At 75.2% G+C, this 20,321-nt stretch carries 21 protein-coding genes and 1 riboswitch; of the genes, 5 read left to right on the plus strand and 16 right to left on the minus strand.

Annotation, left to right across the window (positions count from 1 at the left end):
* Nucleotides 1–72: 72 nt before the first annotated feature.
* Nucleotides 73–1,020 carry a hypothetical protein gene (locus JOF41_RS23060; protein ID WP_189222939.1) on the plus strand — a complete coding sequence of 316 codons (948 nt, stop codon included), beginning with the start codon at nucleotides 73–75 and terminating at the stop codon, nucleotides 1,018–1,020.
* On the opposite strand, the gene cobA is transcribed toward JOF41_RS23060, so the two are convergent.
* The 11 genes from cobA to JOF41_RS38390 all read right to left on the minus strand — a co-directional run bounded on the left by cobA (nucleotide 965) and on the right by JOF41_RS38390 (nucleotide 13,210).
* Nucleotides 965–2,182, minus strand: a complete 1,218-nt coding sequence (cobA, locus tag JOF41_RS23065) for a uroporphyrinogen-III C-methyltransferase (protein ID WP_209621876.1) — start codon at nucleotides 2,180–2,182, stop codon at nucleotides 965–967. The two genes, JOF41_RS23060 and cobA, sit on opposite strands and share 56 nt — an antisense overlap.
* 104 nt (nucleotides 2,183–2,286) lie before the next feature.
* Nucleotides 2,287–3,075, minus strand: a complete 789-nt coding sequence (locus tag JOF41_RS23070) for a S1 family peptidase (protein ID WP_209621878.1) — start codon at nucleotides 3,073–3,075, stop codon at nucleotides 2,287–2,289.
* Between the two features lie 90 nt (nucleotides 3,076–3,165).
* Nucleotides 3,166–4,422: a cobalamin biosynthesis protein gene (locus tag JOF41_RS37920; RefSeq protein ID WP_189222936.1), complete on the minus strand. Its 1,257-nt coding sequence runs from the start codon at nucleotides 4,420–4,422 to the stop codon at nucleotides 3,166–3,168.
* 64 nt (nucleotides 4,423–4,486) lie between these two features.
* Nucleotides 4,487–5,335: a bifunctional cobalt-precorrin-7 (C(5))-methyltransferase/cobalt-precorrin-6B (C(15))-methyltransferase gene (locus JOF41_RS23080; protein ID WP_209621881.1), complete on the minus strand. Its 849-nt coding sequence runs from the start codon at nucleotides 5,333–5,335 to the stop codon at nucleotides 4,487–4,489.
* Between the two features lies 1 nt (nucleotide 5,336).
* Complete coding sequence (locus JOF41_RS23085) at nucleotides 5,337–6,410, minus strand: cobalt-precorrin-4/precorrin-4 C(11)-methyltransferase (RefSeq protein WP_209621884.1); 1,074 nt, start codon at nucleotides 6,408–6,410, stop codon at nucleotides 5,337–5,339.
* 67 nt (nucleotides 6,411–6,477) lie between these two features.
* A complete protein-coding gene (locus JOF41_RS23090) occupies nucleotides 6,478–7,842 on the minus strand; it encodes a cobyrinic acid a,c-diamide synthase CobB (protein ID WP_209621887.1) in 1,365 nt (454 codons plus the stop codon).
* A complete protein-coding gene (gene cobO / locus JOF41_RS23095) occupies nucleotides 7,839–8,453 on the minus strand; it encodes a cob(I)yrinic acid a,c-diamide adenosyltransferase (protein WP_189222932.1) in 615 nt (204 codons plus the stop codon). The genes JOF41_RS23090 and cobO overlap by 4 nt, the downstream gene beginning before the upstream one ends.
* A 12-nt stretch (nucleotides 8,454–8,465) precedes the next feature.
* Entirely contained in the window at nucleotides 8,466–10,451 is a 1,986-nt protein-coding gene (locus JOF41_RS23100) for a putative cobaltochelatase (protein ID WP_209621890.1), read from the minus strand.
* A 38-nt stretch (nucleotides 10,452–10,489) separates the two neighbouring features.
* A riboswitch (cobalamin riboswitch) is annotated at nucleotides 10,490–10,611 on the minus strand.
* 240 nt (nucleotides 10,612–10,851) lie between these two features.
* Nucleotides 10,852–11,274, minus strand: a complete 423-nt coding sequence (locus JOF41_RS23105; RefSeq protein ID WP_209621893.1) for a PIN-like domain-containing protein — start codon at nucleotides 11,272–11,274, stop codon at nucleotides 10,852–10,854.
* Nucleotides 11,271–11,891, minus strand: coding sequence for a DUF433 domain-containing protein (locus JOF41_RS23110; RefSeq protein ID WP_229795378.1), 621 nt, complete (start codon nucleotides 11,889–11,891; stop codon nucleotides 11,271–11,273). The genes JOF41_RS23105 and JOF41_RS23110 overlap by 4 nt, the downstream gene beginning before the upstream one ends.
* Nucleotides 11,892–11,998: 107 nt before the next feature.
* Complete coding sequence (locus JOF41_RS38390; protein WP_209621897.1) at nucleotides 11,999–13,210, minus strand: cytochrome P450; 1,212 nt, start codon at nucleotides 13,208–13,210, stop codon at nucleotides 11,999–12,001.
* Between the two features lie 36 nt (nucleotides 13,211–13,246).
* Here JOF41_RS38390 and JOF41_RS23120 point away from each other — a divergent pair, with 36 nt between their 5' ends.
* Nucleotides 13,247–14,425, plus strand: coding sequence for an 8-amino-7-oxononanoate synthase (locus JOF41_RS23120; RefSeq protein WP_189222929.1), 1,179 nt, complete (start codon nucleotides 13,247–13,249; stop codon nucleotides 14,423–14,425).
* Here JOF41_RS23120 and JOF41_RS23125 read toward each other — a convergent pair.
* Nucleotides 14,379–14,834: a GNAT family N-acetyltransferase gene (locus JOF41_RS23125; protein ID WP_189222928.1), complete on the minus strand. Its 456-nt coding sequence runs from the start codon at nucleotides 14,832–14,834 to the stop codon at nucleotides 14,379–14,381. The genes JOF41_RS23120 and JOF41_RS23125 overlap by 47 nt on opposite strands.
* A 50-nt stretch (nucleotides 14,835–14,884) precedes the next feature.
* On the minus strand, nucleotides 14,885–15,607 hold the full coding sequence (locus JOF41_RS23130; RefSeq protein WP_209621900.1) for a S1 family peptidase: 723 nt from the start codon (nucleotides 15,605–15,607) through the stop codon (nucleotides 14,885–14,887).
* A gap of 165 nt (nucleotides 15,608–15,772) precedes the next feature.
* On the opposite strand from JOF41_RS23130, the gene JOF41_RS23135 reads away from it, so the two are divergent.
* Nucleotides 15,773–16,387: a LysE family translocator gene (locus tag JOF41_RS23135; RefSeq protein ID WP_209621903.1), complete on the plus strand. Its 615-nt coding sequence runs from the start codon at nucleotides 15,773–15,775 to the stop codon at nucleotides 16,385–16,387.
* A 44-nt stretch (nucleotides 16,388–16,431) separates the two neighbouring features.
* Here JOF41_RS23135 and JOF41_RS23140 read toward each other — a convergent pair whose 3' ends face one another.
* On the minus strand, nucleotides 16,432–17,187 hold the full coding sequence (locus tag JOF41_RS23140; RefSeq protein WP_189222926.1) for a S1 family peptidase: 756 nt from the start codon (nucleotides 17,185–17,187) through the stop codon (nucleotides 16,432–16,434).
* A gap of 71 nt (nucleotides 17,188–17,258) precedes the next feature.
* The gene (locus tag JOF41_RS23145; RefSeq protein ID WP_307867508.1) at nucleotides 17,259–18,110 is read right to left on the minus strand and encodes a M48 family metallopeptidase; all 852 of its coding nucleotides are present in this window, start codon (nucleotides 18,108–18,110) and stop codon (nucleotides 17,259–17,261) included.
* 8 nt (nucleotides 18,111–18,118) lie between these two features.
* On the opposite strand from JOF41_RS23145, the gene JOF41_RS23150 reads away from it, so the two are divergent.
* Nucleotides 18,119–19,045: an alpha/beta hydrolase gene (locus tag JOF41_RS23150; RefSeq protein WP_189222925.1), complete on the plus strand. Its 927-nt coding sequence runs from the start codon at nucleotides 18,119–18,121 to the stop codon at nucleotides 19,043–19,045.
* Between the two features lie 64 nt (nucleotides 19,046–19,109).
* On the opposite strand, the gene JOF41_RS23155 is transcribed toward JOF41_RS23150, so the two are convergent.
* Nucleotides 19,110–19,526, minus strand: coding sequence for a VOC family protein (locus JOF41_RS23155; protein WP_209621906.1), 417 nt, complete (start codon nucleotides 19,524–19,526; stop codon nucleotides 19,110–19,112).
* Between the two features lie 78 nt (nucleotides 19,527–19,604).
* On the opposite strand from JOF41_RS23155, the gene JOF41_RS23160 reads away from it, so the two are divergent.
* Complete coding sequence (locus tag JOF41_RS23160; RefSeq protein WP_209621923.1) at nucleotides 19,605–20,321, plus strand: helix-turn-helix domain-containing protein; 717 nt, start codon at nucleotides 19,605–19,607, stop codon at nucleotides 20,319–20,321.

Raw genomic sequence — 20,321 nt, forward strand, 5'->3', positions numbered from 1 at the left:
GGGCCAGCCCCACCGCGCAACGGCCCGCCTGCTCCAGTGAGAACGCCGCCGGGAGCGCGCAGGCTCTCAGCCATGACCAAGACCTGGCACCGGCCGACGCTGTGGCTGGCGGTGGTGATGACCGCGCTGACCGCGGTGGCCCTGGGCGGCCTGCTGCTCGACGACCGCGTGCTCCAGGACTCGCCGGTGTGGCTCAAGCCCTTCAAGTTCGCCGTCTCGCTGGCGCTGTACTCGATCACGCTGTCCTGGCTGCTGTCCTTGCCCCACAAGGGGAAGCGCTGGACCTCCGGGCTGGCCACGACGATCGCGGTGATCATGCTCCTGGACGTGGGCCTGGTCGCGGCGCAGGCCGCGCGCGGCCAGTTCAGCCACTTCAACACCTCCGACGACCCGTTCACGCGGCTGGTGCAGGCCGCGTTCGCGACCACGATCCCGGTGATGTTCCTGGCCAACGTGGCGCTCGCGCTGATCATGGCGGGCCAGCGCTTGGGCGACCGGTCGCTGGCGCTGGCCGTGCGCGGCGGCCTCGGCCTGGCCGTGCTGGGCATGGCCTCGGGCTACCTGATGGTGTTCGCCAACCGCGGCAGGCGCAGCGCGGTGCCGGACGCGGCGGGCAACGTCGTGCAGCTGTCCGGCGGGCACACCGTGGGTGCCCCGGACGGTGGCGCGGGCCTGCCGGTGACCGCGTGGAGCACCACCGGGGGCGACCTGCGCATCCCGCACTTCGTCGGGATGCACGGCCTGCAGGTGGTGCTCCTGCTCGCCCTGGGCCTGACCGCGCTGGGCGTGGCCGAGCGCACCAGGGCGCGCCTGGTGCTGGTCGCCGTCGCCGGGTACACCGGGTTGTTCGGCCTGCTGACCTGGCAGGCGCTGCGCGGCGAGCCGCTGCTGCGGCCCGGCGCGGCGGTGCTGGCGGCGCTGGTGGTCCTGGCCGCCGCGACCGCCGCGGGCGTCGCGTGGGCGCTCAGGGACGCGGCGGCAGCTCCTGGGCCAGTCCGGCCACCGGTCCTACGACGATGATCGCCGGAGGACGGACCCCGTGCGCCACCACGTCCGCACCGAGCGAGTCCAAAGTGGACCGGATGACGCGCTGCGCGCGGGTGCTGCCCTCCTGGATCACCGAGACCGGGGTGTCGCCGGGGCGGCCCGCCCGCAGCGCGGCGGCGAACGCCCCGGCCCGCTCGACGCCCATCAGGATCACCACCGTGCCGCGCAGCCGGGCCAGCGCGTCCCAGTCCACCAGCGAGCGCTCGTCGTCGGGGGCCACGTGCCCGGACACCACGACCACCTCGTGCGCCACGCCCCGGTGCGTCACCGGCACGTCGGCCAGCGCGGGCACGCCGAAGGCGCTGGTCACCCCCGGCACCACGGAGACCGGCACGCCCGCCTCGGCGCAGGCGATCAGCTCCTCGAAGCCCCGGCCGAACACGTACGGGTCGCCGCCCTTGAGGCGCACCACGAACTTCCCGGCCTTGGCGTTGTCCACCAGCGCGGTGTTGATGAACTCCTGCGTGGCCGCGCGGCCGTACGGGATCTTGGCCGCGTCCACCACCTCGACGTGCGGCGGCAGCTCGTCCAGCAGCTCGCGCGGCGCCAGCCGGTCGGCCACCACCACGTCCGCCCGCGCCAGCAGCCTGCGCCCGCGCACGGTGATCAGGTCCGGGTCGCCGGGCCCGCCGCCGACCAGCGCCACCCCGGCGGGCTGGTCGTGGTGGTCGGCCAGCGAGCCGTCCCGCAGCGCCGCCAGCAGCCCGTCCCGCACGCCCGCCGACCGGCGGTGCTCGCCGCCCGCCAGCACGCCCAGCAGCAGCCCGTCGTGCTCGCCCACGGCGGGGGTCACCGCGGTGCCCTTCACCGCCACGTCCGCGCGCACGCAGAACACCCGGCGCCGCTCCGCGTCGGCCGCCACCGCCGCGTTGACCTCCGGGTCGGAGGTGCAGGCCAGCACGTACCAGGCGCCGTCGAGGTCGCCCTCGGCGTAGCGGCGCGGGTGCCACACCGCCTCACCGGCGTCGACCACGCCCTGGACCGCGGGCGTCACCTCGGGCGAGACGACCTCGACCCGCGCCCCCGCCGCGACCAGGCGCGGCAGCCGCCGCTGGGCGACCGTGCCGCCGCCGACGACGACCACGCGCTTCCCGGTCAGGTCCAGGCCCACGAGGTAGTGCTGTTCACCGTGCATGGGTAGAAGCATCCACACCGGGGGAGCCGGGTCCAAGCGGCGTGGTCCACATCACCGGCGACCGCCGTGCCCGCTGTCGCGCGGCGGGCACGGCGGCACCCGGCTCAGGAGCCGATCTGGGCGGTCAGCACGTCGTAGTAGGGCGCGATCCGGGCGTAGACGCCGGGGTAGTTCGCCAGCGCGCAGCCACGCCCCCACGAGGTGGCGCCGATGAGCTTGCCGCCCGCGACCATCGGGCCGCCCGAGTCGCCCTGGCAGGTGTCCACGCCGCCCTCCGGGCGACCGGCGCACACCATCGAGGTGTTGCGGTACTGCGCGTACGCGGTCCGGCAGGTGGTGTCGGAGGTCACCGGCACGGTGGCCTTGAGCAGGTAGCGGGACGTCGAGCAGCCCGAGCAGGTGGTGCCCCAGCCCAGCACCGTGGCCTGGGTGCCCTCCGCGTACAGGTCGGTGTCCTCGGGGGTGGCCAGCGGCAGGTAGTCGGAGGTGATCCCGGCGGTCAGGGTCAGCACCGCCACGTCGTAGCCCGCGGTGGCGGTGGTGTAGCCGGGGTGGACCCAGATGCGGCTGACCGCGGCCACGGTGCCCGCCGTGCTCTGCTTGTCCTCGCGGTTCCACACCACGCGGGTGGAGGCGGCGGACCGGCCGGTGACGCAGTGCGCGGCCGTGACCACCTTGTCGGCCTTGACCAGGGTGCCGCCGCAGAACTGGCCGCCCGAGGTGGTGGCCAGGTAGACCACCCAGGGCGTCTCGGCGATGGTGGCGCGGGTGCCGCCGACGACGTAGGGGGAGACGTCGGCGGCGGAGGCGGGAGCGGTGGTCGTCAAACCGACCGCCGCGACGGCCGCCGTGAGAGCGATGGACTTCACCAGGCGACGCAGGGTTTTCGCCATAGCGCGGTTCCTCTCCGTGCAGGGGTGAATCCCCACAGCTACGACTCCGGCGCGACCGCGACAACCCCCATCAGGTTCGGCGAAGCGGTTTCACAGTTGACGGGCCACACCTGTCACGCGCACGACATCCGCGTGTACCGGACCTGCAACAACCGGCCCCGCGTCGGGCCCCACGAACGCCACCGCGGCCCCGGACTCGGCCAGCCCCACCGCGCCGTCGGCGCGCACGCGGGTGCCCGGCCGCAGCAGGTGCCGCACCTGGTCCACGCACTCGGCGGGACCGACCACGACCGAGGCCCGCCGCAGCTCGGCCTCCGCGCGCGGGGTGCGCTCGTCGGCCCGGCCCGACCCCAGGCCCACCAGCGCCAGCCGCCCGCGCGGCAGCACCCGCGCCGCGGCCACCGTGACGCCCGCGCCCTTGACCTTCTCCGCCGCGATCTCCACCCGGCCGCCGCCGGACAGCTCCGCCGCGCCGCGCAGCGCGGCGGCCTCGGCCACGCTCGGGATGCCGATGGCCAGCTCCACCGGGTTGGGCACCGGGATCACCGCCAGCTCCTCACCGGGGTAGCTCAGCAGCGGCGTGGTGGTCGAGCCGTGCCAGAAGCCCCAGTCCTCCAGGGCGTCGGCGATGCCCTGCTCGGCGACCTTGCGGTCCAGCGTGGCGAACGCGCGGATGGCCCGCAGGTCCAGCTTGCCCCGCGCGCCCAGCTGGTCCAGCGCGGAGGACACCGCCGAGGCCGCCACGCCCGTGCTCGACCCGACGCCGACCACCAGCGTGCGCGGCACCAGCCGCACCAGGCGCTCCGCCCGCTTGGCGGGCACCCGGTCGTCGATCAGCACGGTCCAGGCGCTCTCGTGCCCGTGCTCGACCACGTTGTCCGGCAGGGCGGGCAGCGGGAAGCCCAGCGGGTTGCTCAGCCGCACCGGCTCGCCCGCGCGCAGCGCGGCCCCGCACGCGGCCAGGTCGCCGTCCACCGCGGCGTCGAGCAGCTCGACCAGCTCGTCCAGCGGGGAGACCGCCGCGGCGGCGGTGACCACGGCGGTGGCGCCGAGCACGTCGGCGATCCGCTCGGCCAGCGCCTGCGCGCCGCCCAGCAGCGCGACGGCGAACCCGCCGTCCACGCACACCACGCCGGGGTCCGAGCGCTCGTCGCGCAGCAGCGGCGCGACCAGCCGCACCACGGACTCGGTGCCGGAGAAGAACACCGCGGCACCCAGCCGGGGCCACAGCCCGCGCAGCGCGGGCCCCACCGGCCCGTCCGCCACCACGGCGTCGGGGCCGAGGAACCCGGCCAGGTCGGCGGCGGCCCGGCGGCCCCGCTCGGTGCCCGCGAACAGACCGATCACGTCGTCTTCTCCCTGCGGTTCCCCGCTGTGTTCCGCGCTGTGTTCCCGGCTGTGCTCCGCGCTGTCAGCCCTGCCGGGTCGCCCAGAGCACGGTCACCGGGTCGACCGCGCGCAGCGCGCCCCCGTCCAGCCTGGCAGCCGAGAGCTGACTGCCCCGCACCAGGTACCCGGCTTCGGCCAGCGCGTGCCGCGCGGGCACCACCCGGTCCAGGTCGGCGGTGGCGACGACCACCCGTGCGGCGCCGACCCTGGCGCACGCCCGCACCACGTCGGGTCCGCCGCCGCCCGCGAACACCGCGTCCGGGCGCGGCAGGTCCGCCACCACGGCCGACAGCTCCGACTCCACCACGCGCACGTCCACGTCGTGCGCGGAGGCGTTGGCGATGATCCGCACGCACTGCACCGGGTCGCGCTCCACGGCGACCACCGCCGCGCCCAGCCGGGCGCACTCGACGCCGACCGCGCCCGGTCCCGCCGCCACGTCCCACACCAGCGTGCCGAGCCGGGGCTCGAGGCGGGCCAGCACCAGCGCGCGCACTTCCGCCGTGGCCACCATGCCGTCGCCGCGGTGCGCGAAGTCGTCGTCGGGCAGCGCCCAGCCGGTGCTCGCGCGCCCCCGGCCGCCCTCGGCCAGGCACAGCAGCGCGGTGGGGTCGACCCAGCGCCGCACCACCGCGTCCGCCGGGTCCACAGTGGACAGACCGGAGGCGTCGGCGACGACCAGGGTGCGCCGCCACCCGGCCAGGTCGCGGGCCAGCTCCGCCGGGTCCGCGCCGGAGACCACCACGGCGGGGCGGGCCCGGCAGGCGTTCACCGCGTGCCGCGACCCGACCGCCGCGGCGTCCACGACGGTCACCTCGTCCCACGAGCGGCCCGCCTGGGTGACGAACCGGTGCAGCGCGACGACGTCCACGTCAGTTGGCGCGCTTGGTCTTCTTGGTCCGCGCGGCGGGCTTGCGCGGTGTCGTGCTGGCCTGCACCGACCCCGGCTTGCGCCTGCTCGCCGCGACCACCTTCGGCTTCACCACGGCCTGCTCTGCGCCCTGCTCGGCGGGTGTCTCGGCGGGCGTCTGGGCGGGGGCTTCCGCAGCGGCCCCGGCGGGGATCTCGGGGACCAGCTCCAGCGTGGGCTCCTCCGCCTTGGGCTTGGTCGCGGCGCGGCGGGCGCGGGCGGTCTCCTGCCAGTCGTGCACGGCCGACCACACCGCCTCGGAGCGGGACTCGCGGTGCGTGCGCGCCGACCACCTCGACCGGCGGAACCCGCGCACCGGCTCGTCGCCCTCCAGGACCCCGCGCCGCGACGGCGCCTTGAGCACCTGGCCGACCAGGAACAGCGTGGTGCGGTAGAGCTTGTGCTCCTTGACGCACGCCTCCAGTTCGCCCAGCGTGGTCTGCGCGACCGTCCCGTCGGGCAGGGACACCTTGTAGGCCACCACGACGGGCGTGTCGTCGGAGTAGCCGCCCGCGCGCAGCTGCTCGACCAGCAGGGAGACCCGCGCGCCGGAGGCGGAGATCGCCATCGTGGTGCCGTGCGCGGCGAACTCGCGGACGTGCTCGGCGGTGTCCGGCCCGGTCAGCACCAGCGACTGGGCGACCTCGGAGGTGGTCAGCTCCCGGCCGATGGCCGCCGCGGCCGCGGAGATCTGCGACACGCCCGGCACGACCTCGATCACCATGCCCAGCCGGCGGCAGGTGTCGTGGTGCTCGCGCAGCCCGCCCCACAGCGAGGGGTCGCCGGGGTGCAGCCGCACCACGTTGAGCTTGCTCGCCGCCGCGCGCCGGTAGACCTCCACCACCTCGGCGTCGCCCACACGGGAGAAGTCGACCAGCTCGGCGTCGGGGCGGGCGTGCTCGCGGACGCACTCGACCTCCACCACCGCGGGCGCCCACAGCACCACGTCGGCCTCGGCGATGCGCTTGGCCCCCCGCAAGGTGATGAGATCGGCGGCACCCGGACCGGCGCCCACGAACGTCACCCGACCGGTCATCGCTACCTGCTCCCCACGCTGTGTTCGATCTCGCTGGGCAAGGACCGTACCGCGCACGGGCGATCCACTATCGAGTGGCCTGACGGGATGTGGCGCAGGCCCGCACGAAGCGGCCGACCGCCTCCGGCGCGGCCGCCGGGTGCGTGTGCAGGTACGACGCGTGCACCCCGCCCACGACGAACCCCTCGGCCACCGGGCGCTGGTCGTGGCCGCGCCAGTGCCAGGCCGGGCGGTGGCCGTGCGGGGCGGTCAGCGCGGTGCGGTGGAACTCGTGCCCGGTGATCCGCGCGCCCGCGACCCCCAGCACCGACTCGCCCGCCGCGACCGCGTCCCGGTAGCCCAGCACCAGCTTCGAGGTCATCGCGCCGTCGGCGTCGACCACCCCGCACATCGGCACGCCGTCCAGCGAGCGCGCCAGGTACAGCAGGCCACCGCACTCGGCGTGCACCGGCGCGCCGGAGGCCGCCAGTCGGGCCACCGCGGCGCGCAGCGGCTCGTTGGCCGACAGCTCGGCGGCGTGCTGCTCGGGGAACCCGCCGGGCAGCACCAGTCCCGCCGTGCCCTCCGGCAGCTCCTCGTCGCGCAGCGGGTCGACCACCGCGACCTCGGCCCCGGCCGCGCGCAGCAGCTCGACGTGCTCGGCGTAGCCGAAGGTGAACGCCGCCCCGCCCGCGACCGCCACCACGGGCCTGCCCGGCACCGGCTCGACCTCGGCGTGCGGGTCCCACGCGGGCACCGCCTGCGACGGCGCCCGCGCGGCCAGCGCGCGCACCGCGGCCAGGTCGACGTGCTCGGTCACCGCCTCGGCCAGCGCGTCCACCGCGGCGACCGCCTCGTGGCCGTGCTCGGCGGCGGTGACCAGGCCCAGGTGCCGCGACGGCAGGCTGAGCCCGGCGTCGCGCGGCAGCACGCCCAGCACCTCCAGGCCCACCTCCGCGCAGGCGGCGCGCAGCACCTCCTCGTGCCGCGCCGAGCCGACCTGGTTGAGCACCACACCGCCCAGCCGCACGGTCGGGTCGTAGCCCCGGAACCCGTGCAGCAGGGCGGCCAGGCTGCGGCTCTGCCCGCGCGCGTCGACCACGAACAGCACCGGCGCGGACAGCAGCTTGGCCACGTGCGCGGTGGAGCCGACGCCCTCGGTGCCCACCCGCCCGTCGAACAGGCCCATCACGCCCTCGACCACGGCGATGTCGCAGCCGCGCGAGCCGTGCGCGAACAGGGCGGGCACCCGGTGCTCGCCCACCATCACCGGGTCCAGGTTGCGGCCGGGGCGACCGGCGGCCAGGCCGTGGTAGCCGGGGTCGATGTAGTCCGGGCCGACCTTGAACGGCGCGACCCGGTCGCCCGCCCGGCGCAGCGCCGCCACCAGCCCGGTGGCCACGGTGGTCTTGCCGCTGCCGGAGGCCGGGGCGGCGACCACCAGCCGGTTCACCACTCGATCCCCTTCTGGCCCTTCTGCCCGGCGTCCATCGGGTGCTTGACCTTGGTCATCTCCACCACCAGGTCGGCGGCGTCGAGCAGCGCGGGCGGGGCGTAGCGGCCGGTGATCACCACGTGCTGGTGGCCGGGGCGCTCGCGCAGCGCGGCCACCACCTCCTCCACGTCGACCCAGCCCCAGTGCATCGGGTAGGTGAACTCGTCGAGCACGTACAGCCCGTGCCGCTGCTCGGCCATGCGGCGGGCGACCTCCCGCCAACCCTCCAGCGCGGCGGCGGCGTGGTCGGCCTCGGTGCCCTGCTTGCGGGCCCACGACCAGCCCTCGCCCATCTTGTGCCACTCGACGGGGCCGCCCTCGCCGGTCTGCTCGTGCAGCCTGCCCAGCGCGCGGAAGGCGGTCTCCTCGCCGACCTTCCACTTGGCCGACTTCACGAACTGGAAGACCCCGATGGACCAGCCCTGGTTCCAGCCGCGCAGGGCCAGGCCGAAGGCGGCGGTGGACTTGCCCTTCATCTCGCCGGTGTGCACCACGACCAGCGGCCGGTTGCGGCGCTGCCGGGTGGTGAGCCCGTCGACGGGCACCGAGGACGGCTGTCCCTGAGGCATGGCGTTCCCCTCTCAGGCGGCGCGCGCGGCGCGCACGACGCCGGCGACCTGGTCCGCGGACAACTCCTCCAGGCGCAGGCAGACCCCGCCCAGCGCGGCGGCCACGCGGGCCGCCATGCCCAGCCGCACCGGGCCGCGCTCGCAGTCCACCACCACCGCCGCCACGCCGTCGGCGGCCAGCAGGCCCGCCGCGCGCAGGGCGTCGGCCGCCGGGTCGCCGCCCGCGCCGGTGGCGGTCGCGCGGCCGTCGGTCAGCAGCACCAGCAGCGGCCTGCGCCGGGGGTCGCGGACCCGTTCGGACTCCAGCACCCGGCGGGCCCGCAGCAGGCCGTCGGCCAGCGGGGTGCGGCCCCCGGTGCGCAGGGCGCGCAGCCGGGCCGCCGCCGCGTCGACCGAGCCGGTGGGCGGCAGCGCGACCTCGGCCGCCGCACCCCGGAAGGTGATCACGCCGACCTTGTCCCGCCGCTGGTAGGCGTCGCGCAGCAGGGACACCACCGCGCCGCTGACCGCCGACATGCGCTGCCGCGCGGCCATCGAGCCGGAGGCGTCGACCACGAACAGCACGAGGTTGCCCTCCTTGCCCTCGCGCACCGACCGCCGCAGGTCCTCGCCGCGCAGCACCAGTCCGGGGCCGCTGCGGCCGCGCGCGGCCTGGTGCGGCGCGGCCGCGCCGAGCGTGCCGACCAGGTGCAGGCCGCCGCCGTCCGAGGCGGACGGGCGGACCACGCGGCCGGTGCGGGCCCTGGCGCGGGAGCGCTTGCCCGGCGCGCCCTCGCCGACGCCGGGCACCTGGAGCAGCCGGGCGCGGAACGCGGGGGCCGGGGCGTGCGTGCGCTCCCCCGAGCCGGAACCCCCGCCGTCGGGCCGTTCAGGGCTCGGACCGTCCGAAGTGGACTCCTGGGCGGATTCCCCGGTGGACTCGCCGCCGCCTCCGGGTCCGTCACCGCCGCCGTCGGGGTCGTCCTCCGGGTCGGGGTCCGGCTCCTCGGCGTGCTCCGCGCCCTGGCGCAGCGCGTCGGCGAGCTGCTCCTCCTCCAGGCCCGGTTCGTCGAACGGGTCGCGGCGCTTGCGGTGCGGCAGCGCCAGCCGCACCGCCGCCTCCACGTCCTCCTCGGCGACCTCGGCCGCCCCGCGCCACGCCGCGTGCGCCGCGGCGGTGCGCGCGACCACCAGGTCCGCGCGCATCCCGTCGACCTCGAACGCCGCGCAGACCGCCGCGATCCGGCGCACCTCGGCGTCGGGCAGCCGCACGCCCGGCAGCGCCGCCCGCGCCGCCGCGATCCGGCCCGCCAGCTCGGCGTCCCGCTCGGCCCAGCGGGCCGCGAAGCCCTCCGGGTCGGCCTCGTAGGCCAGCCTGCGCCGGATCACCTCGGTGCGGGTGGCCACGTCGCGGGCGGCGCGCACCGACACGGTGAGGCCGAAGCGGTCCAGCAGCTGGGGGCGCAGCTCGCCCTCCTCCGGGTTCATCGTGCCCACCAGCAGGAACGACGCCGGGTGGGACACCGACACGCCCTCCCGCTCGACGTGCGCGCGGCCCATCGCGGCGGCGTCGAGCAGCAGGTCCACCAGGTGGTCGTGCAGCAGGTTGACCTCGTCGACGTAGAGCACCCCGCGGTGCGCGGCGGCCAGCAGTCCGGGCTGGTAGGCGCGCACCCCCTCGGTCAGCGCGCGCTCCAGGTCCAGCGAGCCGACCAGGCGGTCCTCGGTCGCGCCGACCGGCAGCTCGACCAGCCGGGCGGGCCGCCGCTCGACGCCGCCGCCGTGCGGGCCGTCGGGGCAGTCCGCGGGCGCGGCCGGGTCGCAGCCGAAGCGGCAGCCCGCCGCCACCTCCAGCTCGGGCAGCAGCGCGGCCAGCGCGCGCACCACGGTCGACTTGGCGGTTCCCTTCTCCCCTCGGACCAGCACTCCCCCGATACCGGGGTGCACGGCGTTGAGCAACAGGGCCAAGCGGAGGTCGTCGTGGCCGACGACAGCGGAAAAGGGGAAACGCGCGCCCATGCGGCGGTGTCCTTCCTCGGGTGTCCACGCCCGTGTCCGGTTCGGTGACTCGGGGGCCGAGTTCCTGACTCCCGGCGTCACCCGGTCACAGTGGCGGGACCGTGCCGGACTCTCACCGGCTTCCTCGCGCACCCCTCACAGCCCAGGCATCGTCGCACCTCGCCCGGCTGCGACCAAGTCCCCGCCCTGCGAACCACCGGGAACGTGACGGCGCTCTCGTCTGCAAGTACCACCCGCCCCCGTCCCACGGGCCGCTAACCACTACCCGCGTCCGCGTCCACCGACGCGGGTAGTGGCCATGCGCTCGCTACGGCCGCGCTGGTGGTACTTGCAGGTGCGGAGCGCAGGCGGCGAGGCCGTCACGCTGCCGGACACCGACTGCGGCAGGTGACGACTCCCGTCATCCGAGCAGCGGACCGGACGTCATGCGCTGACTGGCCTCGTGGGGAATCCCGTTGACCCTGAACCAGGACGGCGTGCTCACTTGGCCGAGGCGGTCGAGGATGTGGGGCATGGCCGCCGTCAGACCGGCCACCCAAGCGGCCATGAGCTTGAGCCCACCCACCGAGGGTTGGCGCACTCCGATCCAGTGCACTCCGCAGTCGTGGAGGGCTCGCCGCTCGGCGTCGTTCGCACGAACCTGCCTGGCGTCCTTGGTGATGATCGCGGTGAAACCGCCCGCGCTCAGCACTTGGAACAACGGGATGTCCTGAACCCCGGTCAATCCCTCACTGTGGCAGGAATGAAATCCGTGCTCGCGGAAGAGCACCCCGAGGGGACCGACAAGACTGTGGGGAAGGTTTTCATCGATGAAGAACTTCACGCCGCGCCGCTCCTGGCCGCGGCTACCGAATCGGCGAAGCTCACGGCGTCGGGAACAGCTTCCACGGGTACGGACGGGTAGTAGTGGTGCACGTCCTCCGCGGTGAGCGAGCCGTCCTCCACCAAGGCGGCCACGGTGTCGAACCCGATGCGCGTGCCCTCGATCGCGGGCCAGCCACCGAGCAGGTTCGCGTCGACGCGAAGATGTCCGCGCGGCCGCGTGAAGTCGACGACTTCCCGGCCGTTGCGCGTGGTGAACGGCTGAAACACCTCGGCCAGGGTGAACATGTGCGTCTGCCCCGGCTTGCGCACCAAATCCGTCCACCGCTCGTCGTCATCGCGCACGGCGATGGTGTCGCCGTCGGTGCCGAACCGGTACGAGGCCGGGTGGTCGGTGAACCGGTAGGCCCTCAGGTTGGCGAACGCCTTTCGCACCCTCTGCAAGGTCGACTCCGTGCGGAGCCACATGACGATGCGCAGGGCGACCACGTCCTGGTAGGAGTACAGAGCCGGATCGTCCGCAACACCGGGGACCACCAGCCCGGTATTCCGCCAGTGCCTGAGCTGCCCCATCGACGCGCCGCTGAGCACGGATGCGACATCGGCCGGGAACACCATTCACACCACCCCCGCGTTCATCGCGACCTCGACGACAGCATGACAGGTTGTGGCGCGAATACCTCACTGATCGAAAGCCGGACGGACATCGTTACCCGATCCTGTGACTATGACGCGCCCACCGCGTCAATGATCCGCCGCTGCCCGGCCGTGCCCCGCCCGTCCAGCACCACCGGCACGCTCAGCGGGGCGCGGAACGACAGCAGGCCCAGCATCGGCGGGGACTGCGCGGAGGCGAGGCGCAGCGCGGGGAAGCGGCGCGCGGTCTCCCGCAGCACCACCTCCGCCTCCAGCCTGGCCAGCCCCGCGCCCAGGCAGAAGTGCCTGCCGTGGCCGAACGCCAGGTGCTTGCGCGCGTCGGACCGGGCCGGGCAGAACGACTCCGGGTCGGTGAAGACCTCCGGGTCCGAGCCCGCGCCCGCCAGCATCAGCAGCAGGTGCGCGCCCGCCGGGACGTCCACCCCGGACAGCGTCGCGGGCCGGGCCGCCACCCGCCGCCACGTGGTGACCGGCGGGTGGCGGCGCAGCACCTCCTCGACGCAGCGCGCGGCCATGCCGGGTTCGGCCGCACGGGGCCACAAATCGTGCCGCAGCACCGCGTCGAACACCGCGCACAGCAGTTGCGTGGTGGTCTCCTGCCCCGCGATGAGCAGGAAGTAGCACAGCCCCGCCGCGTCGCGCAGCGGCACGCCGTGCGCTCGCAGCGCGCCGAACAGGTCGTCCCCGGCCGGGTCGGCGGCGGAGATCCGCGCGGTGAGCCACTGGTGGAACGCGGCGGCCGAGGCGACCAGTCCGCGCTGCCTGGCCGGGTCCGGCTCGCCCCAGAACAGCTCCAGCGACGCGGTGCTCCAGTCCTTGAGCGCGGCCACGTCCACGTCGCGGATGCCCAGCACCTCCAGCAGCACCAGCGCGGGCAGGTCGCGGGCCAGCGCCGGGTGCAGGTCGGCGGTCGGGCCGGTGATCCGGTCCAGGCGCTCGGCGGCCAGCTCCGCGATGCGCGGCTCCAGCGCGGCGACCCGCGCCGGGGTCAGGAAGCGGGCGACCAGGCGGCGCAGCCCCGCGTGGGTGGCGGTGCCGTTGTTGGCCAGCGTCGGCGGCAGCGAGAACCCGGCCCGCGCGAGCACCCGCAGCAGCGGCCGGGGGATGGGCGTGATCGCGGTCAGCGCGTTGTCCGGGTGGAACGCCGCCGGGTCGGCCAGCACCGCCCGCACGTCGCGGTGCCTGCTGACCAACCACAGCCCGGTGCGCTCGTCGCGGTGCACCGGGGCGTCCTCGCGCAGCGCCCGCAGTTCGGGGTGGCCGAGCCGGAAGAGGTCCACGCGGGCGACGTTAGCGCCGAATGCGACACTGCCGGAGTGAGTGCGCGCACAGGCGAATCGGTGTTCGACTGGATCGACACCCGCGCGGAGGCCCGCGCGAAGGCCGGTCTGGCCCGGCGGGTCCGCCCCCGCCCGGCCACCTCCACCGACCTGGACCTGGCGGGCAACGACTACCTCGGGCTGGCCCGCGACAAGCGGGTCACCGGCGCCGCGGCGGCGGCCTCGCTGCGCTGGGGCGCGGGGTCGACCGGCTCGCGGCTGGTCACCGGTTCGACCGAGCTGCACACCGAGCTGGAGTACGAGCTGGCCAACTTCTGCGGCGCGCAGTCGGCGCTGGTGTTCTCCTCCGGCTACGCGGCCAACCTGGGCGCGCTGACCGCGCTGACCGGGCCGGGCACCGCGATCGTGGCCGACCAGCACATCCACGCCTCGCTGATCGACGGGTGCAGGCTGTCCAAGGCGGACGTGGTGGTGGCCGGGCACTGCGACCTGCCCAAGGTGGCGCACGCGCTGTCCACTCGGGGCAAGCGCCGCGCGCTGGTGGTGACCGACTCGGTGTTCTCCGTGGACGGTGACCTGGCGCCGCTGGCCGAGCTGGCCGCGACCTGCCGCGAGCACGACGCGGCGCTGGTGGTCGACGACGCGCACGGGCTGGGCGTGGTCGGCGAGGGCGGCCGGGGCGCGGTGCACGCAGCGGGCCTGGCCAAGTCGCCCGACGTGGTGACCACGGTGACGCTGTCCAAGGCGCTGGGCGCGCAGGGCGGCGCGGTGCTGGGGCCCAGCCGGGTGATCAGGCACCTGGTGGACACCGCGCGCACGTTCATCTTCGACACCGGTCTGGCGCCCTCCAGCGCGGCGGCGGCGCTGGCCGCGCTGAAGGTGCTGCGGGAGGAGCCGGAGCGCCCGGCGCGGGCGCTGGAGGTCGCCGCGGAGCTGGCGAACCGGTTGCGGGAGAACGGGTTTCGGGTCAGCACGCCCGCCGCGGCGGTGGTGTCGGTGCTCGCGCCGTCGCCGGAGGCGGCGTTCGGCTGGGCCGAGGCGTGCCGCGCCCAGGGCGTCGTGGTGGGCTGCTTCCGGCCGCCGTCGGTGCCCGACCAGATCTCCCGGCTGCGGCTGACCGCGCGCGCCGACCTGACCGAGGCCGACGTCGAGCGCGCGGTGCGGGTGATCACGGAGACCGGCGCATCCGCAGGTGCGGTATCCCGTCCTCGATGAACTCCGCGCCCTCCGGCTGGAAGCCGAACGAGGCGTAGAAGTCGACCACGTAGGTCTGCGCGTCCAGCACGCACTCCCGGTCGCCGACCTCCACCAGCGCGGCCTCCACCAGCCGCCTGCTGCAGCCGCGACCGCGGGCGGCACGGGCGGTGCAGACGCGGCCGATGCGGAAGCCGCCGTCGGCCTCCTCCAGCAGGCGCAGGCACGCCAGCGGGTCACCGCCCTCGGCCTCCAGCCAGAAGTGCCGGGTGCCCGGCTCCAGGTCGCGGCCGTCCAGGTCGTTGTAGGCGCAGGACTGCTCGACCACGAACACCTCGCCGCGCAGTCTGAGCAGGCCGTACAGCTGCGCGGGGGTCAGGTCGGCCGACCACTGCCTGCGCAGGGTGGCCTGGAGCGGTTGTGGGCGCACCGTGAGTTGGTACCACAGTCCCAGAACCGATCGCTTCAGAACCGCCCGCTTCAGAACCGCCCGCCGAAGTGGCTGAGCCTGGTGTAGACGCCGGGTTGGCCGGGCCGGGCGCAGCCGAACCCGTAGGAGACCACCCCGACCAGCGCGCCGCCGACCACCAGCGGTCCGCCGGAGTCGCCCTCGCAGGCGTCCCGGCCCCCTTCCGGGTGGCCCGCGCACAGCATCGCGTCGGCCCGGTAACCGGGGACGGCCGCGGCGCACTCGGCGTCCGCGCGGACCGGCACGTCGGCCCGCCGCAGCCGGGGCGACGGGGCCGCCCACTCGCCGGTGCGCCCCCAGCCGAGCACGGTGGCCACGTCCCCGGCCCGCGCGCGGCCGACCGCCACCGGGTGCGGCAGCCCGCGTTCCAGGGTGAGCACCGCCAGGTCGTCGCCGCCGGTCACGTCGCGGAACTCCGGGTGCCGCCAGACGCCCACCACGCCCACCTGCTCGCCCTCGCGACCGCGCAGGTCGGTGCGGCCCACCACGGCGGTGATCGACTCCGGGGCGCGGTCGCGCGGACCGAGCAGGGAGCGCTCCACCACGCAGTGCGCGGCGGTGACCACCCGGTCCGGGGCGACCAGCGCGCCGCCGCAGAACAGCCGCCCCCCGGTGTCCTGGAGCGCCACGACCCACGGCGGCGCGGGCGTCTCCTCCCCGCCGACGACCGCCCGCGCGGGCGCGGAGGAGGCCACGAGCGCGAGGACGGCCAGCAGGAGGGCACTGCGGCGCATGGCGCACCTCTCTACGACAGGTGGACGACCGGTCACCCACCGTAGCGGCGAGGCACCACCGGATCAAATCAGGAGATTCTCCTGTTAGAGTGGCGTGCCGCCGAAGATTTATCGGCATATGGCACAGATCACCCCGATCTGTCCGGATCATGAGGGAGGTTGTCGATGCACTTGGATTACAGCCAGTTCCCGGCGTTCCTGATCGCGTGCGCCGTGGTCGTGCTCACCCCCGGCGTGGACGCCTTCCTGCTGCTGCGCACCTCGATGCGCTCGGGGACGCGCGCGGGCCTGCTGGCGCTGGCGGGCATCCACACCGCCGCGGCGACCCAGGTCGGCCTGGTGATCGCGGGCCTGGGCGTGGTGCTCGCGCGCTACCCGCTGGTGCTCGCCGCGCTGCGCTGGATCGGCGCGGCCTACCTGCTCTACCTCGCCGCCACCATCGCGCGCGACCTGGTGCAGCGGCGCGGCGCGGTGGACCACGCCGAGGAGGTGGTCGCCGACCGGCCGTTCCGGCGCGGGTTCCTGACCAACATCACCAACCCGAAGATGCTGCTGTTCAGCCTGGCGTTCCTGCCGCAGTTCATCGGCACCGGCGACCCGTCGGCCCAGCTGGCCGCGCTGGCGCTGGTGTTCCTCGCGCTCGCCGCGCTGTGGGAGCTGGCGATCGTGCTGGCCGCGGCCACCCTGGGCCGCAGGCTGCGCAAGCCGGGCGTGACCACCGCGCTGGACGCGGTGTGCGCGGCGGTGTTCCTGACCATGTCGGTGGGCCTGGTCGTCTGACCGGTGGGGTGCCCGCCAGAGGGCACCCCCACCTCCACCCCGTCCTACCGCAGCGCCGGGGACCGCGCCCCGATCTGCTCGGCGAGCTCGCCCAGGTACGCCCGCACGAGGGTGTACACGCCCGGCTTGCCCGCACGGGCGCAGCCCTCGCCCCACGACGTCACGCCCACCAGCGCGCCCCCGACCACCAGCGGACCGCCCGAGTCGCCCTGGCAGGTGTCGACCCCGCCCCGCTCGTAGCCCGCGCACACCATCGACCTCTCGTCGTACTGCGGGTACGCCTTGGCGCAGTTCTCGTCGGACACCAGCGGCACGCTCGCGCCGAGCAGGTACCGCGACGGGGCGCCCTGCTCGCCGGTGCGGCCCCAGCCCAGGATGGTGGCCCTGGTGCCCGCCGGGTAGTCGCGGTCGGCCAGCGGCAGCGGCTGGTACGGCAGCGCCTCGGCCAGGGTGAGCACGGCCAGGTCGTCGCCGCGGTCGGCGGTGATGTAGCGCGGGTGCACCCAGATGTCGGTCACCGCCACCACGACGCCCCGCCTGCTCTGCTTGTCCTCGCGACCGGCGACCACCCGCGTGGCGCGGGCGGTCAGCCCCGCCGCGCAGTGCCCGGCGGTGAGCACCTTCCTCGGCGCCACGATCGTCCCGCCGCAGAACTGGTACCCGCTGGGATCGGCCAGGTAGACCACCCAGGGGTGGTCCCCGATCGACACCCGCTGCCCCCCGACGATCCGGGGGTCGTCCGCCGCGGCGGTCCCCCCGCCCAGGGCGAACAGCACCAACACGAGCGCGACTAGGCGCATAACTCCTCCTCGATCAGCACGCTGCTACGAGGAGATTAGTCAGAATGACGCAGAGTGCTAGGCCATTCAGCCTAGCGTGCACCCCCGACCCTGTCCCTGACCCGCCCGGCGGCCCCCGCCAGCACGTCGCCCAGCTCGTTGAACACCTTCATCAGCGGGTCCTCCGACTGCGCGGCGGACTCCTTGTAGGAGCGCGCCGCCGACTTGATGTCCTCGGTGAACGCGCTGGTCGGCCGGTCGTCCTCGCGGCGCGGGTAGTCGCCGGTCAGCACGGCCCGGTACTCCTCCCCCGCCGCCCAGCGCTGCAGCTCGGCGGCCCGCACCACGGCCATCGGGTGCGTCAGCGGCCAGGTCCGGACCAGCTTGAGCACGCTGTCGCGGACGTCCTCGACCTGCTCGTACTCCTTGGCCTGGCGCAGGAACTCGGCGGTGTCGACCTGGCTCAGGTCCATCCCGCCCGCCATCGCCACGTGCGCCCGCAGCGCGGCGGCCGGGTCCTGCCCACACAGCAGCCCCGCGCGGTCGCAGGACAGCTCGGTCTTGCGGTACCACTCGCACAGCGCCGCGATCACCGCGCGGATCGCCCAGTAGCCTGCGGGCATCCAGCCCAGGCCGTGCTGCAGCTGCATCAGCCGCTGCAGGATCGTCTGGTGCAGCGCGTGCCCGGACAGCACGTGCCCCATCTCGTGGCCGATCACGAACCGCAGGCCGTCCTCGTCGAGCAGCTCCACCAGCCCGGTGGTGAGCACGATGAAGGGCTTGTCGATGCCCAGGGTGGAGGCGTTGGGCGTCGGGTCCCGCTTGACGAACACCTCCGGCACCGGGTCCACGTCCAGCGCCGCAGCCGTCTCCAGCAGCAGCCGCTCCAGCCTGCCACTCCCCGGCGGGTTGCTCTCCCGGAACGGGGGAACCGACGTGCACACTTGCCGCCGTGACCCCGGACGTGCTCGGCGACGACTACCAGACCCGCACCCTGCCCCTCGGCGGCGACCTGGCCGCGACCCTGGTGCGCAGACGCGCGCCGCGCGCGGACCGCGGGGCGGTGCTGTACGTCCACGGGTTCGCCGACTACTTCTTCCAGCGGCACGTGGCCGACCACTTCGCCGCGCGCGGCTACGACTTCTACGCGGTGGACCTGCGCGCGTACGGCCGCTCGCTCAAGCCCGGCGAGGTGGCCAACTTCGTGGTCGACCTGGCCGACCACTTCGAGGAGATCGACGCCGCGGTGCGGGTGGTCCGCGAGGAGGACGGCCACCGGCGGCTGGTGGTGATGGGCCACTCCACCGGCGGGCTGACCACCAGCCTGTGGGCGCACGAGCGGCGCGCCGACGGCGTGCTGGACGCTCTGGTGCTCAACAGCCCGTGGCTGGAGCTGGCCGAGCCGTGGCTGCTGCGCACGCTGGGCACGGCGGCGATCCGCGCGCTGGGCCGGGTCGCGCCGAAGCTGGTCATCCGGCCCGGCCTCGGCCCGGTGTACGGCCAGAGCATCCACCGCGACCACCACGGCGAGTGGGACTTCGACACGGCGTGGAAGCCGATCGAGGCGTTCCCGGTGACCGCCGGGTGGCTGCGCGCGGTGCGGCGCGGCCACGCGCGGCTGCACCGCGGGCTGGACGTGCGGGTGCCGGTGCTGGTGCTGCGGTCGGGCCGCAGCCACCTGCGCGCCAAGCGGTGGACCCCGGAGGCGATGACCGCCGACACGGTGCTGGACGTGGCGCACATGCAGCGGTGGGCGCCCAAGATCGGCCGCGACGTGACCGTGGTCCGGGTCGACGGCGGGCTGCACGACCTGTTCCTGTCCGCCCAGTCGGTGCGCGAGCGCGCACTGGCCGAAGTGGACCGCTTCCTCGACACCTGACACCCCCGAGTACCACCCGACCCGCCCTCCGGGGCCGTTCTCCACTACCCGACGGGCGACACCGCTACCGGCCCTCTCCCGGTTTCGGGCGGTGGTGGACGTACTCCACCACCGTGCCGTCGGGGTGCCGGGCGGTGAAGCCCACCCCGGTGGGCACCTCGACCGGCGGGTCGGTGATCTCCGCGCCCGCCGCCACCAGCCGGTCGTGGTAGCCGGTCACGTCGTCCACGAGCAGCGTGCCGTGCGTGGCGCGGAACGGCTCCACCGTCTCCTCGTCGCCCTCGATCAGCAGGAACGCGCCCACGGTGGCGATCGACAGCCCCTTTTCCGGGTAGGGCGCGCGCAGGTCCACCGGCGTGCCCAGCAGCCGCTCGTAGAAGGCGATCGCGTCCTCCATCCCGCCCGGCGGGACGTAGGCGCGGATGTAGACGCGGGGTTCGGTGCGGTGGGAGGAATCCGGATCGGTGCGCCACAAGGTCATGCCCCGAGCCTGTCCCGGCGCGGCCCACGGGACGAGACAGGCGTTCGTGCTGTGAGTGGCGGTAATAGGCTCGGCGGCATGTCGACCAGGCAGGAGTTGGGGCGGTTCCTGCGGGCGCACCGGGAGCTGCTGGACCCGGCCGAGGTGGGCCTGGCAGCGGGGTCGCGGCGGCGGCGCACGCCGGGGCTGCGGCGCGAGGAGGTCGCTGCGCTGTCCGGTGTGGGGCTGGCCTGGTACACGTGGCTGGAGCAGGGCCGGGTGGAGACCTCCCGGCAGGTGCTCGACGCGGTCGCGCGGGCGCTGCGGCTCGACGGCGACGCGCACCGGCACGTGCTGGCGCTGGCGGGGCTGCGCCCCTCGGAGGCCGCCCCCGCCCCCGACGACCCGACCGGCCTGCTGGCGGGGCTGCCCGCGGCGGCCGTGCTGGACCGGTGCTTCGACGTGGTGGCGGCCAACGCCGGGTTCGCCGGGGTGGGCCTGCCCGGCGGCAACCTGGTGCTGGCGCTGACCGATCCGGCGTGGCGGGCGCGGGTGCCGGACTGGGAACCGCTGGCGCGCCAGGTCTTCCGCCAGTTCCGCGCGCACGCCGACCGGGCCCCGGACGACCCGCGGGTGCGCGGGCTGCTGCGGCGGCTGACCGCCGAGCGGCCGGACCTGGCGCCGTGGTGGGGCTGCCGCGAGGTGCGCGAGTTCCGCTCGGCGAAGGCGACCGTGGACGGCCTGCCCCGGACGTTCACGCTGCTGCGCCCCGGCGGCGACACCGATACCGGGGTGCTGGTGCTCAGCGCGGGGTGA

It is taken from the genome of Saccharothrix coeruleofusca (assembly GCF_017876325.1).
Lineage (GTDB): Bacteria > Actinomycetota > Actinomycetes > Mycobacteriales > Pseudonocardiaceae > Actinosynnema > Actinosynnema coeruleofuscum.

What these genes read in the sequence shown, in the direction of transcription:
- JOF41_RS23070 (WP_209621878.1), bottom strand. Translation starts at nt 3,075, where the DNA reads ATGGCGAAAACCCTGCGTCGCCTGGTGAAGTCCATCGCTCTCACGGCG.
- JOF41_RS23100 (WP_209621890.1), bottom strand. Translation starts at nt 10,451, where the DNA reads ATGGGCGCGCGTTTCCCCTTTTCCGCTGTCGTCGGCCACGACGACCTC.
- JOF41_RS23140 (WP_189222926.1), bottom strand. Translation starts at nt 17,187, where the DNA reads ATGCGCCTAGTCGCGCTCGTGTTGGTGCTGTTCGCCCTGGGCGGGGGG.
- JOF41_RS23110 (WP_229795378.1), bottom strand. Translation starts at nt 11,891, where the DNA reads ATGGTGTTCCCGGCCGATGTCGCATCCGTGCTCAGCGGCGCGTCGATG.
- JOF41_RS23060 (WP_189222939.1), top strand. Translation starts at nt 73, where the DNA reads ATGACCAAGACCTGGCACCGGCCGACGCTGTGGCTGGCGGTGGTGATG.
- JOF41_RS23085 (WP_209621884.1), bottom strand. Translation starts at nt 6,410, where the DNA reads ATGACCGGTCGGGTGACGTTCGTGGGCGCCGGTCCGGGTGCCGCCGAT.
- cobO (WP_189222932.1), bottom strand. Translation starts at nt 8,453, where the DNA reads ATGCCTCAGGGACAGCCGTCCTCGGTGCCCGTCGACGGGCTCACCACC.
- JOF41_RS23135 (WP_209621903.1), top strand. Translation starts at nt 15,773, where the DNA reads ATGCACTTGGATTACAGCCAGTTCCCGGCGTTCCTGATCGCGTGCGCC.
- cobA (WP_209621876.1), bottom strand. Translation starts at nt 2,182, where the DNA reads ATGCACGGTGAACAGCACTACCTCGTGGGCCTGGACCTGACCGGGAAG.
- JOF41_RS23130 (WP_209621900.1), bottom strand. Translation starts at nt 15,607, where the DNA reads ATGCGCCGCAGTGCCCTCCTGCTGGCCGTCCTCGCGCTCGTGGCCTCC.
- JOF41_RS23155 (WP_209621906.1), bottom strand. Translation starts at nt 19,526, where the DNA reads ATGACCTTGTGGCGCACCGATCCGGATTCCTCCCACCGCACCGAACCC.
- JOF41_RS23160 (WP_209621923.1), top strand. Translation starts at nt 19,605, where the DNA reads ATGTCGACCAGGCAGGAGTTGGGGCGGTTCCTGCGGGCGCACCGGGAG.